The sequence below is a fragment of the Nostoc sp. S13 genome, from assembly GCF_029379315.1.
Classification (GTDB): Bacteria; Cyanobacteriota; Cyanobacteriia; order Cyanobacteriales; family Nostocaceae; genus Nostoc.
On sequence record NZ_JAQYWQ010000144.1, the window covers coordinates 1 to 15837 of the forward strand.

10 protein-coding genes and 1 pseudogene are annotated in these 15837 nt (G+C 43.2%); 8 read left to right on the top strand and 3 right to left on the bottom strand.

Features of this window, described 5'->3' with window-relative positions; all coding sequences use genetic code 11:
• Positions 1–1125: 1125 nt before the first annotated feature.
• The 4 genes from PUQ00_RS28880 to PUQ00_RS28895 all read left to right on the top strand — a co-directional run bounded on the left by PUQ00_RS28880 (position 1126) and on the right by PUQ00_RS28895 (position 5103).
• Complete coding sequence (locus tag PUQ00_RS28880) at positions 1126–1620, top strand: NUDIX hydrolase (protein WP_300423019.1); 495 nt, start codon at positions 1126–1128, stop codon at positions 1618–1620.
• Positions 1621–1704: 84 nt separating this feature from the next.
• The gene (locus PUQ00_RS28885; protein ID WP_300423021.1) at positions 1705–2547 is read left to right on the top strand and encodes an alpha/beta hydrolase; all 843 of its coding nucleotides are present in this window, start codon (positions 1705–1707) and stop codon (positions 2545–2547) included.
• Positions 2548–3166: 619 nt separating this feature from the next.
• The gene (locus PUQ00_RS28890) at positions 3167–3352 is read left to right on the top strand and encodes a hypothetical protein (RefSeq protein WP_300423024.1); all 186 of its coding nucleotides are present in this window, start codon (positions 3167–3169) and stop codon (positions 3350–3352) included.
• A gap of 32 nt (positions 3353–3384) precedes the next feature.
• A complete protein-coding gene (locus tag PUQ00_RS28895; protein ID WP_300423025.1) occupies positions 3385–5103 on the top strand; it encodes a PRC-barrel domain-containing protein in 1719 nt (572 codons plus the stop codon).
• A gap of 668 nt (positions 5104–5771) precedes the next feature.
• On the opposite strand, the gene PUQ00_RS28900 is transcribed toward PUQ00_RS28895, so the two are convergent.
• Positions 5772–6611 (bottom strand): pantothenate kinase, encoded by an 840-nt coding sequence (locus PUQ00_RS28900; protein ID WP_300423028.1) that lies wholly within the window; start codon positions 6609–6611, stop codon positions 5772–5774.
• Positions 6612–6721: 110 nt separating this feature from the next.
• On the opposite strand from PUQ00_RS28900, the gene PUQ00_RS28905 reads away from it, so the two are divergent.
• Both PUQ00_RS28905 and PUQ00_RS28910 read left to right on the top strand, forming a co-directional pair.
• On the top strand, positions 6722–8446 hold the full coding sequence (locus PUQ00_RS28905) for a diflavin flavoprotein (protein WP_300423030.1): 1725 nt from the start codon (positions 6722–6724) through the stop codon (positions 8444–8446).
• A gap of 206 nt (positions 8447–8652) precedes the next feature.
• Positions 8653–10365, top strand: coding sequence for a diflavin flavoprotein (locus PUQ00_RS28910; protein ID WP_300423033.1), 1713 nt, complete (start codon positions 8653–8655; stop codon positions 10363–10365).
• Positions 10366–10618: 253 nt separating this feature from the next.
• Here PUQ00_RS28910 and uvrA read toward each other — a convergent pair whose 3' ends face one another.
• Positions 10619–13507, bottom strand: coding sequence for an excinuclease ABC subunit UvrA (uvrA, locus tag PUQ00_RS28915; protein WP_300423036.1), 2889 nt, complete (start codon positions 13505–13507; stop codon positions 10619–10621).
• A 182-nt stretch (positions 13508–13689) separates the two neighbouring features.
• Here uvrA and PUQ00_RS28920 point away from each other — a divergent pair, with 182 nt between their 5' ends.
• A complete protein-coding gene (locus PUQ00_RS28920) occupies positions 13690–14415 on the top strand; it encodes a Uma2 family endonuclease (RefSeq protein WP_300423038.1) in 726 nt (241 codons plus the stop codon).
• Positions 14416–14474: 59 nt separating this feature from the next.
• Positions 14475–15224, top strand: a pseudogene (locus PUQ00_RS28925) (Uma2 family endonuclease).
• A gap of 449 nt (positions 15225–15673) precedes the next feature.
• Here the strand turns inward: PUQ00_RS28925 and PUQ00_RS32965 are convergent.
• Positions 15674–15837 (bottom strand): hypothetical protein (locus PUQ00_RS32965; RefSeq protein WP_366145977.1); only part of this gene is annotated, 164 nt, incomplete at its 5' end.

Below are 15837 nucleotides of genomic sequence, written 5' to 3' on the forward strand. Positions count from 1 at the left end.
TGCCCAATGCCCAATGCCCAATGCCCAATGCCCAATGCCCAATGCCCAATGCCCATAAATAAATAAGGGCGTACAAATAAATGTGCGCCCTAAAAACTAAATAATTCAAATAATAAGGATTTAAGCAGGCAGCTTATTCAGTGTCAGCTGCTGCTGCGCCTTCTTCTTCCTCACTCTTCGGTGGTCTTTGTTGGAACCTTCTCTGCATTCTTCCTGTCGTAGTTCGTTTACGAAACTTTCTGGCATACGCCTGGTTACGTAGCGCCTTTTCTTTTTTCGGGTTACGGCGCTTGGCCATGTTCACCTCATTAATAAACAACAAAAAACTAGCAACTAGGCATCACATAGGCAATATCAGCTACCAATATTATTGATATACTTGTAACCTAGTGCAGCAATTAATACGCTTTAAACAATGTACTAGTCTACCGCATTAAACCTTATTCTGTCAATAAAAATTTAGAATTATCCCCACCAGCTAGATGAGAAATATCCTTTCTTAGATTCAAATACGTCAAATAGATATAAATTACCTAACTAGTTGTTGCTATTCTTGTTGGAACAAACTAATCAATATTATCAATAATTAGCTGACGGTCTCAAACTCCGCTTAATTTTCTCTTCTGAATTTTGGATTCTGAATTCTGAATTTTGGATTCTGAATTCTAACTTCTAACTTATTATTCAGATTAATTTTTTGAACGTGTGCTGAAAAACCATAGCAATCCGATTTGATTTGTGAAAAAATCTAAGTATATGTAGGGTGTGTTATCGCGTAGCGTAACGCACCTGGAATCAGAGGTGGTGCGTTAGCCTTTGGCTAACGCACCCTACGTATATTTTAAAAATCAAATATCAGTCCTATATTATTGATAGCTAATTTGTGCAACGCTAATATTAGTTATAAACTGAAAAGTTTTCTGGTTTAAAAAATATTATGTATATATGAATACAGTGCTTCTATTGAAAGTTGATGTTAGAATTAATAATATTCTACGTAAATCGTGAGAATAAAATCTCAACCCACAAACATGTTTGTATAAAACAAAACTCAATAAAATTTTTATTAGTTGAGTCTACGTAAGTGGTAGAGAAGTATAGAATACAATACAAAAATTTTGAAGATTGAACGTTATTGCTTTTTTTCCGGCAGCTGTCCAGTCCACACGTAGCTTATGGCGTATTGGACAAACAGTATTGGGTATGATATTTCGTCATCCCATTACTGGCACTAGTATCATCCCAATTTTACCCGATGGTCGGATAGTACTGATCCGACGACGTGATGATGGTCTTTGGGCATTGCCTGGAGGTATGGTGGATTGGGGAGAAGATATTCCCAACACAGTCCGCCGAGAATTGATGGAGGAAACGGGGCTAGAATTGGTGAAAATTAATCGTTTGGTAGGAGTTTACTCCGCACCAGACCGCGATCCTCGAATCCATTCAATTTGTATTGTGGTTGAAGCCGAGGTGCATGGGACAATGGAGATTCAGGATACTTTGGAAGTTATGGAAATCCAAGCTTTCTCTGCCAATCTGCTACCTTCAGGACAGATGTCTCACGACCATACTCGGCAGTTGCAAGATTACTTGAAGGGCTTGACAACATTGGCATAATAATATTTTGTGATTAGTCATTTGTTTTTTGTCAGATGCTAATGACTATTTATTATGGTGCTAAAAGTTAGCTACTAAATTAACATGGGTACACTATTCCGTAACTCCCGGAGAAAGCTCTCTCAAGGGCTGATATTCTGGCGTGAAGTCGGTGAAAAAACTCCTATAATTTTTTTACATGGTGCTTGGAATGAGAGCAGTCAATGGTTATCTGTGATGGAGTCTCTTGCACAAGATTTCCATTGCTTCGCACCTGATTTGTTAGGGTTTGGTGAATCAGAGAATCCGAATATCCATCATTCGATAGATTTACAAGTAGAGTGTCTAGCTGAATTTCTGGAAGCTGTCAAGCTAGAAAAAGTATATTTAGTAGCACATTCTCTTGGCGGTTGGATTGCAGCTAGCTATGCTTTAAAGTATTTAGAGAAAGTTAATGGTCTGGTACTGCTAGCACCAGAGGGTGTAGAGATAGCAGGACAAGAAAAGCATTGCCGAAAGATGCGGCGATTATTGAGCTATCCACCACTAATAATAAAATTGTTGCGATCGCTAACTCCCTTGACTAAAATTCTGGGTTGGCATGAAAAAATTGCCCAAGACTTGCAGCTGCGTAACAGCTTATTGCCGTATCCCATAGGTTGCCAGTTACTTTTCAAAAGGCGACAAGCAGAAATTGAGGCGGAATTACTGCAAAAACAGCTTTACATGATTGATGTCCCGATTTTGATTTTACAAGGTGGACAAGATACACCAGATGCTTTAGCCAAGAGTCGGGTTTATGCTCAACTGATGCCGAAGGTTGAGTTGAAAATGATTGCCCATGCTGGAAATGATTTACCAGAATCTTCTGCTGCGGTTGTAGCGATCGAGATTCGGGAGTTTATTAAAACTATCTTAAAAAGCCATAATTTAAACGAATTAAACTAGCTCATTCAGAGTTTGCTGCCAATCCACTACACATATTACTTCGCTCTCAAACCGTGATCTGTACAACTCTTGCGAACGCATACAAATTTTTTAAAACCTGAGATGTCAATCAAATATCCTGATATTTTTTTAGCGCTTATTGCTTGAGTTGAAACCCTGATCTCACTCTAGAGACAAAAAACTTCCTCCAAGAGATTGATGATAAACTAATATGAAAATGCCTTAATATTATCCAAGCCCTAATAAATTAAGCGATCACTTCAATAGAGCCGCTCACTTAGTAATAATTAAAGGTAATGCTACCAACAGTAAGCGTGCGGAAGCGATTTTCAAACGGCGAGGAATTGAGAATTTCATTATTGATGATGCCTCCGCAGGTAACAACCGGCGAGTTCGTCAAACAGTGAGTTAAAAAGGCTTAAACCATCGATTGAGGAGCTTCAAATAATCAAATGCCCATATTTTTTATGGAATTTATTTATTTTTAAAGAATAAACTGAGCGATGGCATATGGCGGCAGATAGATATGCACGTCAAATTAATAATGATGTAAACAACCTTATCTGATTTTTACAGCAAGTTTGGCAATCAAAAAACAATAAAAAATAAGAGAGAAAAAATGCCTAGACTCGTAGGACAGCGCTCTAATACTGGAGCAAACATCACCGTTATCATCATCCTTGTTGCCATTTTTGGGGTATTCCTAGAATACTTTGGCGTTATTGACATCGTTCCCGGTTTTGGCAGAGAGGGACGGTATTTTCAGCTAAAAATTCAGCCAACCAACGAACAAGTCACTAAATAACTCAATCAATAATAACTGCGAGGGATAGATAAATGCGTAAAGGTAGCGATGTGATCGATAAAGTAGTCGTCACCTCTGACAAGGGTAAGAAAATTCAGCGAATTCTAGATTTAATTTTTGATCACAAACGTAATCAACTTTTAGGTTTCCTGGTTGAAGAGAAGGGATTGTTTCGGGATGCAAAAGTCATTCCCCTACAAGAGGTGCAAGCGATCGGGTCAGATGCGATCATAGTTAAATCCAAAGAATCTGTTGTTAAGGCACATCGTGTCCCTGCAATTAAAGAGATTCTGCACCAGAATATCGTACTAAGAGGAACGAGAATGCTGACCACTGAGGGACTTTACCTTGGTGGACTGGTGGATTTGTTCTTTGATGAACATAGTGGACTGGTGGAAGGATACGAAGTTTCTGGCGGTGTATTTGCCGATGCTTACTCGGGGCGATCGTTCGTTCCTGCTCCCGAAGCATTGACAATTGGTGACGATGTTGCCTTTGTGCCTCCAGAAACTGCTCAGATGATGGAAGAACAAGTCGGTGGTATCCGCGGAGCCGTCCAAGCAACTGAAGACAGGTTGCAAGAATCGGCTCAAACGGTTAACCGCAGACTACAGTCAGCAAGCCAGAATGCAGGTGAGCAACTGCAAAGTTCAGCTGAGAATGTGAACCGCAGGCTACAGTCAGCAAGCCAGAATGCAGGTGAGCAACTGCAAAGCTCAGTAGAGAATGTGAACCGCAGGCTACAGTCAGCAAGCCAGAATGCAGGTGAGCAATTACAAGCAGCAACTGATGCTACTAGCAGCAAACTGCAAGACCTCAATCGAGATGCAGCTGCCTCCCTGACAAATAATTTGGTTGACCCTGCCGAGCAAAAAATATATGTGATTGGCAAGCATGTTGAGCGAGATGTGCTAACTCCAGACGGTAGTGTACTGCTACAACAGGGGCAGTCAGTCACGCTAGTCGATGCAGAAGCGGCCGAGCGCTTAGGTATCCTCGATGAACTCTATCGAGCCACGGGTGGCAGTCTGACTGCCAATATCACCCGCAATTTGCAAGCAGCAACAGAATCTACTAGCAATCGAATCGGGAGTGCAACGATGAGGAGTGCTGCTAACCTACGTCACTCCGTTAATGGGCTGACAGCACAGGTGATTCAGCAGGCAAGAGGGCGCAGAGTCCTACAAACGGTGCGTGCTGAAGATGGCTTAATTATTGCGGCATCTGGGCAGATTGTAACTGAATCTGTCCTCGCTCGTGCCCAGACTTACGGCAAACAAGCAGAATTACTCAACGCTGCTGGTCTGGCTCTGGCAAGCACAGTTCGTTCTACCACAAGTGACACATGGTTAGAAACCAAAGTTCAACTGCGCCAGGGCGCAAATGTCGCTCAAGAGAACCTCAACACTTTCTGGCAAGCCTTGAAACAGAAAGCAGAAATGCTACAAACACGCAGGACACGGGCGATGAGGAAGCAAGGAATTGAACAAGCACTGGGTCGTCCTGTTACCCGCGTCATTCTTGATCCAGAAGACAACGTGATTCTAAATGTGGGTGAATTGATTACGCATTGCGCTGTGCGTCAGGCTGAAGAAAGTGGAGTCCTGAATATCTTAGTTAGTTCGGTCTATATTAAGGAGCCAGAAATATCTGATCAAGAGCTACGTGCCCAAGAACATGGAATGGCGGCCCTGGTGCATCAGGATAATGGGCGATCGCAACTTGAATCCAAATCAATCTCAGTAAACTAATGCTCGACTTTAACTGAATTTTCAAGCACTCACTGCGGTATCTGCCTCAGATAAAATAGATATAGACATATTTGCTCTGAAGTTGATAATAATTCTTTCTGTTCTTCCCCTGGATAATTAATCTTTACTTTCAGATAAGTCTTTTTACTTCTGGATTTTAAGGTGTTCTTTTAAAGCTGATTGAAGTAGGGCTTGAAACTGTTCATGAATAATATCCAAAATCTGTTTTGTTCTGTCAGGTTATTTTTGGATATAATCGAAGACAATACACATTTTATTTAAATCAAAGTGGTAGACTGCTAATTTTACTTTCTACCATTTTTTTTGTGCCTTGATTATATTTCAATACGCTTGGGTTAAGGCTAAAACTCTTTGTCAAAGTCAATTTTTTTAATGAACCGTAAAGGAGAGGCAGCGCGGTCTTGGGGGTCTCCCCCATGAGCGACTGCCGTCGCAAAGGACGCAAAGGAAGAGAAGGAAGAAATGCTTAGGGACTTCCAAGTAATAAAATATCCCAATATTTCTTGTAGGATGGGCGTCTCGCCCGTCCTATGAACTGGGCGGGCTAGAAGCCCACCCCACAAGATTGGATAATTTATTTATTGGAGTTCCCTTAACTGGACTGTATTGGATTATATTTGGGACGGGTCTACTTAATTCATTACTGCTCACTCATGATTTCTAAATATTTCCCGCATTCCCCAAAAAATTAAATTTGGTTCCACAATCAAACGTGCTGCTATTTCAGGATATAAAGCTTGTAGATAGTTAATTAATAAACTGCGATCGCCTCCTTTAATCGCAATCTTACCATCAGGAAATAAATCCCACCACACCTCAATAAAATCTTTAATTCCAGCTAAGAGAGTGTAAATTACTCCACTTTGAATTGCTTCTGTTGTATTGAGTGCAAAACGTGGTGGTAAAGACAAGAAATTTTGTATTTCTACTAATGGTAATTGTCCTGTTTGTTGAACGAGAGTTGTAAATTGCAAACCTATTCCTGGCAAAATTGCACCTCCAATCAGACACTGATTAGCATCCGCAGCCGTAAAAGTCAGCGCTGTCCCAGCATCAATCACCAACATTGGAAAACCCCACGTTTTTCCTGCACCCCATAAAGCTAAAGCGCGGTCAATTCCTAGTGTGGGATAAACACCTTTTAGTGGTACTTGGTCTAAGGTAATAACCCGAATGTTAGGGTAAGTTTGCCAAATAGCAGTTTTGCTGGGAACTACGGAGGCTATGAGGAGCGTAGGAAGTGACGCGGGTAAGGAATTGTCTCTGTGTCCTTCTTGTTTCTCAGTCCTCTGATGGCGTGGAAAAATTTTCTCTAGTAAATCATCCAGGGTTTGACATTCAGCCAACTGTTGTATAGCAGACTCAGGTAGATAGTCAGTATCCCAAGCTGAGTAAAGCGTCTCGCCAATAAACAACGCCCAATGCAGCCGGGAATTCCCAATTTCCAACGCTAGCCAAATTTCCTCTCTGTGCCTCTGCGGTTTCACTGTTTTAACTTTTTTAAGTCAGCTATAGGTTTTTTAATAAAAATTAATATTCAAGCCGTGTAACAATAAATCTAGAGGAACAAATACTCATTGTGTTAAGGAGGGGAGTTATGGTAGCGCTCACCGAAAAAACTGAAAAACGGCTGACCATACAGCAGGTCGAAATCGCTCAAGAGACGACAGCTATTCGCTCTTTGGATTGGGATCGCGATCGCTTCGATATTGAGTTTGGTCTGCAAAACGGTACCACTTATAACTCGTTTCTCATCCGTGGGGAGCAGACTGCCTTAGTTGATACCTCTCACGAAAAGTTTCGTCAACTATATTTTGATACGCTTAACGGACTAATCAAGCCAACAGAAATTGATTATTTAATTATCAGCCACACTGAGCCAGACCACAGTGGTTTAGTTAAAGATTTGCTGCAAATGGCTCCAGAAATTACCGTTGTCGGCTCTAGGGTGGCGATTCAGTTTCTGGAGGATTTGATACATCAGCCATTCAAACGGCGGATTGTGAAAAATGGCGATCGCTTAGATTTGGGCAATGGTCATGAATTTGAATTCGTGATTGCTCCAAATTTACACTGGCCGGATACAATTTTCAGCTTTGACCACAAAACCAAAATTCTCTATACCTGCGATGCCTTTGGGCTACACTATTGCTCAGATAGCACCTTTGATGAAGACTTGGCAGCTATTGAAGCAGATTTTCATTACTACTACGATTGCTTGATGGGGCCAAATGCGCGGTCAGTTTTGTCTGCCCTGAAGCGAATGGCAGAACTAAAAACCATCGAGATGATTGCCACAGGACACGGGCCATTATTATCTCATAATGTTGAGGAACTAACTGGACGTTACCGCACTTGGAGCCAAACACAAACCAAGGCAGAAACGGCAGTTGGGATATTTTACGTTTCAGAATACGGTTATAGCGATCGCCTCGCGCAAGCAATTGCCAACGGTATCGGCAAAACCGGTGTCGCTGTGGAAATTGTCGATTTGGGATCTGAAGTTGATTTACAAGAATTGCGCGAACTAGTTAGCCGTTGTGCTGGACTAGTTGTTGGCCTACCTCCTGCTTCTGGCGCTGCGAGCATCCAAGCTGCACTCAGCACAGTTTTAGGATCAGCCAAAGAAAAGCAAGCGATCGGCGTGTTTGAAACCGGCGGTGGCGATGATGAGCCGATAGATCCTTTGCTGAGTAAATTCCGCAATTTGGGTTTGACAACAGTTTTTCCAGCGATTCGGATTAAACAAACACCCACAGAAAACACTTACAAGTTGTGTGAAGAAGCGGGTACAGACTTAGCTCAATGGGTAACACGCGATCGCACTATCAAAGCCATGAAATCTCTCGGTGCTGACTTAGATAAAGCACTAGGCAGACTTAGCGGCGGATTATATATTATTACTGCCAAAAAAGGCGATGTTTCCAGTGCCATGCTAGCCTCGTGGGTGAATCAAGCTAGCTTCAAACCGTTGGGATTTTCCATTGCCGTAGCCAAAGATCGGGCAATTGAATCACTCATGCAAGTAGGCGATCGCTTTGTTCTAAACATCTTAGAACAAGGCAATTTTCAACCACTAATGAAGCACTTTTTGAAACGGTTCGCCCCTGGCGCAGATCGTTTTGAAGGTGTGAGAACCCAGCCAGCCGAAAATGGTGCCCCCATCCTCAACGATGCCCTCGCCTACATGGAGTGCGAAGTCGTCAGTAGAATGGACTGCGGCGATCATTGGGCCGTATACAGCACCGTCTACGCTGGACGAGTTTCTAAACCAGAAGCGCTAACAGCAGTCCATCACCGCAAAGTTGGAAACCACTATTAACAAAGGGAGTGGGGAGTAGGGAGTGGTGTTTCCTACTTCTTAATTCCTCATTACCCTAAAAGCCATGTAGTAAAGCATTATTAAAAAAGGGAATAGGGAGTGGTGATTCCTACTTTTTATTCCCCACTCCCCACTCCCTACTCCCTACCCCCCATGTCAGTGGTGATTCCTACTTCTTATTCCCCACTCCCCACTCCCCACTCCCCATGTCAACAAACAAACCCCGTGATGTTCAAGTTTATCCAATAGCTACAGATACAAGAATACTGCGATCGCGCAGTTGGTCAAGGCTCAGATTTGAAATTGAATATGCTCTTGCTAAGGGTACAACTGCTAATTCTTATTTAATCGAAAGCGAGAAAACCGCCCTCATCGATCCTCCAGGGGAAACATTTACGCAAATTTATTTAGAAGCGTTGCAGCAGCGTTTCCATCTCGAAGAATTAGATTATGTAATTTTGGGACACGTAAATCCTAACCGGGCTGCAACTTTAAAAGCTTTGTTGGAAATTGCCCCGCAAATCACTTTTGTTTGTTCTAATCCAGGGGCGATAAATTTACGTGGGGCGTTGGAAAATCCAGATTTGCAAATTATTGTGATGCGGGGCGAAGAAACTCTAGATTTGGGCAATGGGCATAATTTACAATTTATTCCCACCCCCAACCCCCGTTATGCAGATCAACTTTGCACCTACGATCCACAAACAGAAATTCTGTATACAGATAAGTTATTTGGGGCGCATGTTTGCGGAGATCAGGTATTTGATGAAGGCTGGGAAATATATAACGAAGATCGGCGCTATTATTTTGATTGCCTCATGGCTCCCCACGCCCGTCAAGTTGAAACAGCGTTGGAGAAACTAGCGGATTTTCCTGTGAGAATGTATGCCACTGGACACGGGCCTTTGGTACGCTATGGCTTAATCGACCTAACCAAAGCTTATCGGGAATGGAGTCAACAGCAAACATCTGCTGACTTGACAGTAGCGTTAATTTATGCGTCAGCTTACGGGAATACAGCGACATTAGCTCAAGCGATCGCTCGTGGGATTACAAAAGCTGGTGTTGCTGTAGAATCGATTAATTGCGAATTCACTGAACCTGAAGATATCCGGGTTGCTGTGGAAAAATCTGCTGGCTTTGTGATCGGTTCACCTACTCTCGGCGGACATGCACCCACACCCGTGCAAACAGCTTTAGGGATTGTGCTATCCACCGCTACGAATAATAAACTCGCTGGTGTTTTTGGTTCCTTTGGCTGGAGTGGGGAAGCGGTTGATTTAATTGAGGGTAAATTAAAAGATGCTGGCTATCGGTTTGGTTTTGACACCATCCGCGTAAAATTCAAACCCGACGATGCCACCTTACAATTGTGTGAAGAAGCTGGAACCGATTTTGCTCAAGCACTGAAGAAAACGAGAAAAGTGCGATCGCCAAGTCAACCTGCGACAAGTGTAGAACAAGCAGTTGGTCGGATTGTCGGTTCTCTTTGTGTTCTCACAGCCAAAGAAGGCGATCGTTCCAGTGCCATGTTAGCCTCTTGGGTGGCTCAAGCTAGCTTTAGTCCCCCTGGTTTAACCATCGCTGTAGCCAAAGAACGCGCAGTAGAAACACTGACGCATACAGGCAACAAATTTGTCCTCAACATTCTCAAAGAAGGGAATCATTTGGGGTTGATGAAGCATTTCCTTAAACCTTTTGGCCCAGGAGAAGACCGATTTGCTGATGTGGCCGCCCAAGAAACTGAAAGCGGTTCTCCGATACTTACCGATGCCCTAGCATATCTCGAATGTTCCGTACAAAACCGGATGGAATCTGGCGACCATTGGCTGGTTTATGCAACTGTCGAGAATGGCAAAGTGTTAAATCAAGATGGCGTTACAGCCGTGCATCATCGCAAGTCGGCAACTCATTATTAATTGGGTACTGGGTATTAGGGAATTCTTCTCCAGTCTCTAGAAATGAAGTTTCGACATCTCGGCGTTCCGAGTTCTGAGCTTGAAGTTGGTTTGTAGTGAGGACTAAAGTCTTCTCTACGAGACGCTACGCGAACACAATCAGGACTGAAGTCCTGACTACGAACATTTTTGAAGTCAGGTTGATTAACTGGACATTATATTATGTAGCGTTTTGCGCTTCCCGTAGGGTATTACGAATTAGTATTAGATCCTACTACTTCTTCTTTACCGAATACTGTTTCAACACCTGCTGCAAATATTGCCCAGTATAAGACCTGGGATTTTTTGCAACTTCCTCCGGTGTACCCACAGCAATCAATTCTCCGCCTTTGTCGCCACCTTCTGGCCCCAAATCTATCACCCAATCAGAACAACGAATTACATCTAAATTGTGTTCAATTACTAATATTGAATTGCCTTTATCTACCAATCGTTGCAATACATCTAACAATTTGTGGACATCATAAAAAGATAACCCGGTTGTTGGTTCATCTATTAAATAAAGAGTCTTGCCGGTGGCGCGTCGAGATAGTTCTGTTGCCAATTTTACCCGTTGCGCTTCCCCACCAGATAAGGTAGTCGCAGGTTGTCCTAGTTGGACATAACCCAACCCGACATCAAATAAAGTTTGCAACCGCGCGATCGCTTTGGGAATATTTTGAAAAAAGTCTAAACTTTCCTCAACTGTCATTCTCAAAACATCAGAAATAGACTTATCTTTGTACTTCACTTGCAAAGTTTCACGGTTGTATCTTGCACCTTTACAAATTTCGCATTGCACGTAAACATCAGGGAGAAAGTTCATTTCAATAACATTCACACCCTGTCCACTACAAGCTTCGCAACGTCCACCTTTAACGTTAAAAGAAAATTGTCCGGGTTTGTAACCCCTAGCTTTGGCTTCTACTGTTTGGGAAAATACATCTCGAATGGCATCAAAAATTCCTGTGTAAGTTGCAGGGTTAGAACGTGGTGTGCGGCCAATAGGAGATTGATCGATAACGATCGCTTTATCAATCGCATTTAATCCCTGAATTTTCTCCAAATCTCTCGGTAAGGGAACTTTCTTTGTGAGGTGGTGTTGTAATGATGGGTACAGTAACTCGTTAATCAGGGTAGATTTGCCAGAACCAGACACACCAGTGATGGCGACGAGTTTACCTAATGGAATGTCTACATCTATATTTCTTAAATTGTTGCGATGGGCATTTTTGATGATCAAACTGCGCCCATTTCCTTGGCGGCGTTCTGCTGGCGTGGTAATTACTCGCCTTCCTGATAAATACGCACCCGTTAAGGAATCTTCTGCTGCTAGCAACGTCTCGAAATCACCTTGGGCGATAATATTTCCGCCGTGAATTCCTGCACCAGGGCCAATATCAACTATGTAGTTAGCAGCACGAATTGTTTCTTCATCATGCTCAACGACAATTAATGTATTACCTAAATCGCGCAATTTAGTTAAGGTTTTGAGCAACCTGCCATTATCTCGTTGATGCAAACCAATACTTGGTTCATCTAAAACGTAGAGAACTCCTGTTAAACCAGAACCAATTTGCGTTGCTAGACGAATTCGCTGGGCTTCACCACCAGAAAGGGTCATGGCTGGACGATCAAGTGTGAGGTAATCTAAACCTACATCTAACAAAAATTGCAATCTAGCTTTGATTTCTCGGAGTACTAAATCAGCAATTTGTAACTGGCGATCGCTCAACTTGAATTGATCAATTCTTTCCCGACAATCCCGAATTGATACCCCAGTTAATTCTAAAATTCCATATTGACCCAACTTCACCGCCAATGCTTCCGGTTTTAACCGTTTTCCCTGACAAACTTCACACGGCTGATCAATTAAATACTGCTCTAATTTTTGTTTAACTAGCTCAGATCCACCCTCATATTGTCGTTGCAAAATTGGAATAGCACCTTTAAAGTTTTGGGTTTTTTGTGCTTTTGTATTTCCTTCTTCTTTTTCTCCATACAGAATAATCTGCTGCTGTTCTACTGTCAGGTTGCTCCAATTTGTCTGTAACTCAAACCCATGAGCCTGGGCGATGCTGTAGAGTAATTCCAGATAATAAGAATTATCTTTTTCTGACCAAGGCGCGATCGCTGCATAAAGTGGCGCTTCTGGGTCAGGTACTATCAAATCTGGCGCGAATCTCCTTAAAGTCCCGATTCCATGACAGTGGGGACAAGCACCATAAGGTGAGTTAAACGAGAACAATCGCGGCGATAGTTCGTCCATTACCGCCCCATGTTCTGGACAAGCAAAATTTTCCGAAAATACTAATTCTTCTTCTTTTTCTTGTCCGTCGTCACCAAGTAAACTCACAAGAATGGTCGCAATACCATCCGATTGTTTCAGACACGTAGACAGGGAATCAACTAAACGCTCTTGGATATCAGCCTTTTTTACCAAGCGGTCAATTACCACTTCGATGGTGTGGGTAAAATTTTTATCCAATTCAATCGAATCTGATAGTTCGCGTACCTCGCCATTGATTCGCACACGCACAAAACCTTGAGATGCCAGACTTGACAAAAGCTTACGATGTGTGCCTTTTTTACCCCGGACAACGGGTGCAAGGATTTGGAAGCGAGTGCGATCGCTTAATTCCATAATCTGATCGCACATCTCATCGATTGTCTGGGGTGCAATACAGCGATCGCATATGGGACAATGGGGTTCACCAGCCCGACCAAATAACAGCCGCAAATAGTCGTAAATCTCCGTCACCGTACCCACAGTGGAACGGGGGTTATGAGACGTTGACTTTTGATCAATGGAAATTGCTGGACTTAAGCCATCAATCGCTTCCACATCCGGCTTATCCAACTGTCCTAGAAATTGCCGCGCATAGGCGCTGAGGGATTCCACATAGCGACGTTGCCCTTCAGCGAAAATGGTATCAAATGCTAGGGAAGACTTACCAGAACCAGAAACGCCAGTGAATACGATTAGGCGATCGCGCGGCAATTCCAAGTCAATATTTTTCAGATTATGCTGCCTAGCACCCCGAATCCGAATGGTATTCTGGCTGTTGTGGCTGGGGTGCGGAAGATGTCCATTCAAGGATGCTGCTAGCTGGTGGTCTGACATATTGGGCGGCGAAGAGGGAGTTTCTGATGAAACAGTCCTTAATAATACTATCTTTAATTGGTTTATAGTAGAACAATCGTACTGTTTTAGTTAGTTATCATTCCAAATTCAGGCCGCAGACATACTTAAGAGTCTGCTAATTTGGAAGCATCCCGATTAAATATCCTTCTGAGGGCGAAACTATGGTAATGCAAATCCAACCGCCGACCCAGCCAGAGGTGATTTACCCAGATAGTGACGGACAACCAGTCGCTAATAATACCATACAGTTTGGCTGGATTGTAGAAATTAAGCAGAATTTAGATTGGTTGTTCGCCGACAATCCAAATGTTTTTGTCGCCGGGGATTTATTTTGGTATCCAGTAGAGGGACGCAACAAAGTTGTTAACGCCCCAGATGTGCTGGTGGTATTGGGTAGACCAAAAGGCGACCGCCTGTGCTACCAACAATGGAAAGAGGAGGGAATTGCACCCCAAGTTGTGTTTGAAATTCTTTCTCCCGGTAACAGACAAGCTGAAATGGACAAGAAATTACTTTTCTATGACCGCTATGGCGTAGAAGAGTACTACATTTACGATCCCGATCGCAATAATTTGTCCGGTTGGTTGCGTAATGAAGACGGTTTAGATGTCATCCCCCAAATGGAAGATTGGGTGAGTCCTCGGTTAAAAATTCGCTTTGTTTTATCCCCAGAGACTCTGCAACTATATCGCCCTGACGGAGAACGATTTTTAACTTATACAGAAATTTCTCGCAACGCCGAGCAAGAACGGCAACGGGCTGAACTTGCAGAACAAGCCAGAAGAGATGCTATACCCCGATTATTGCAAATGAATTTGAGCATTGAACAGATTGCCCAAGCTTTGGCATTGTCAGTAGAAGAAGTGCGAACCCTTGCTCAGGAGTAACGCCGTGTGCAATTTTTTGGGCTATTAGAAATTGAATTTGTACTTGAGATATTCTGATTATGGTAGCCAATGCAGCCACTCATGATGTCACCTGGGAAAAGTTACCTGATGATTTTGTTTTAGACAACAAGCCAGTGGATAGCATTAATTAGCCACTCTTGGCTGCTGTTTTAACAGAAAGCTTGGAACTTACTGGTAGATTACCCGCCGATGCTTTAACCATCACTAACTACAGTATCTGCGCCACCTTAAATAATCGATTTGTGGTCAAAGCACCAGATTGGGGATATGTATCATCTATTCGAGTCTCACGAGAAGAAGTGAAGCGCAGTTATACGCCACGACTCCAAGGTGATATTCCCGTAATTGTGATGGAATTTCTCTCAGATACCGAAGGTGGAGAGTATTCGAGTAAACCGACCTATCCCCCAGGTAAATGGTTTTATTATGAGCAGATTTTACAAGTGCCAAACTATGCCATTTTTGAACCAGATGGCGGAGTCTTAGAAGTTTATCGGCGAGATGATTTCGGAAATTATGAACTGCAAACACCGGATGGAAATAATCGTCACTGGATTGCCGAAATGAATTTGTTTTTAGGTGTATGGCAAGGAAGCCGAGAAAACCGTACAGGCTATTGGTTACGTTGGTGGGATGATAACGGCGAATTATTACTGTGGGGTTTGGAGTTAGCAGCAAAAGAACGGCAAGAGAAAAACGTTGCTCAACAGCTTGCAGAACAAGAACGCCAGCGTGCAGAGAGATTAGCCGCTCAGTTAAAAGCGCTGGGAGTGGAACCGGAGGTTTAACTCGGAACTTCGACCTTTTTGCTCGGTCATTGGTGTTCAGAACTCGGAACTTCGACCTTTTTGCTCAGTCATTCATGTTCGGAACTCGGAATTTCGACCTTTTTGCTCAGTCATTGGTGTTCGGAACTTGGAACTTTGACCTTTTTGCTCGGCCATTCGTATTCGGAACTCGAAACGCCGAGATCAGAACTTGAATTTTGTCCTTTTATTATCAAGCGATGTCTACGACGGGCGTAGCTGCGGCATCCAATACGGTTCGGTTAAGGTGCATAGGTCTTAAAGATCCCCCTTAGTCCTCCTTAAAAAGGGGGAAATAGAGCCATTTTTAGCCCCCCTTTTTAAGGGGGGTTGGGGGGATCGAGTCTTATCCGAACCGTATTGCGATCGCATCCATCATCTACACCCCTGTCCCCCGGTCACTGAGCGTAGCCGAAGTGCTTCCCCTCTCCCTACCGCCCCGGACACACCTTAGCCGCATCAGGATGGCTAGCCAAATAACCCTTAAGCCAACTGCAACCCTGCGCTAATAAATCATCAAGATTCAGATTCCACAATTTGATCGTGTTGTCCCAACTGGCGGAAGCTAAAGTTTTGCCATCGGGGCTGAAGACGA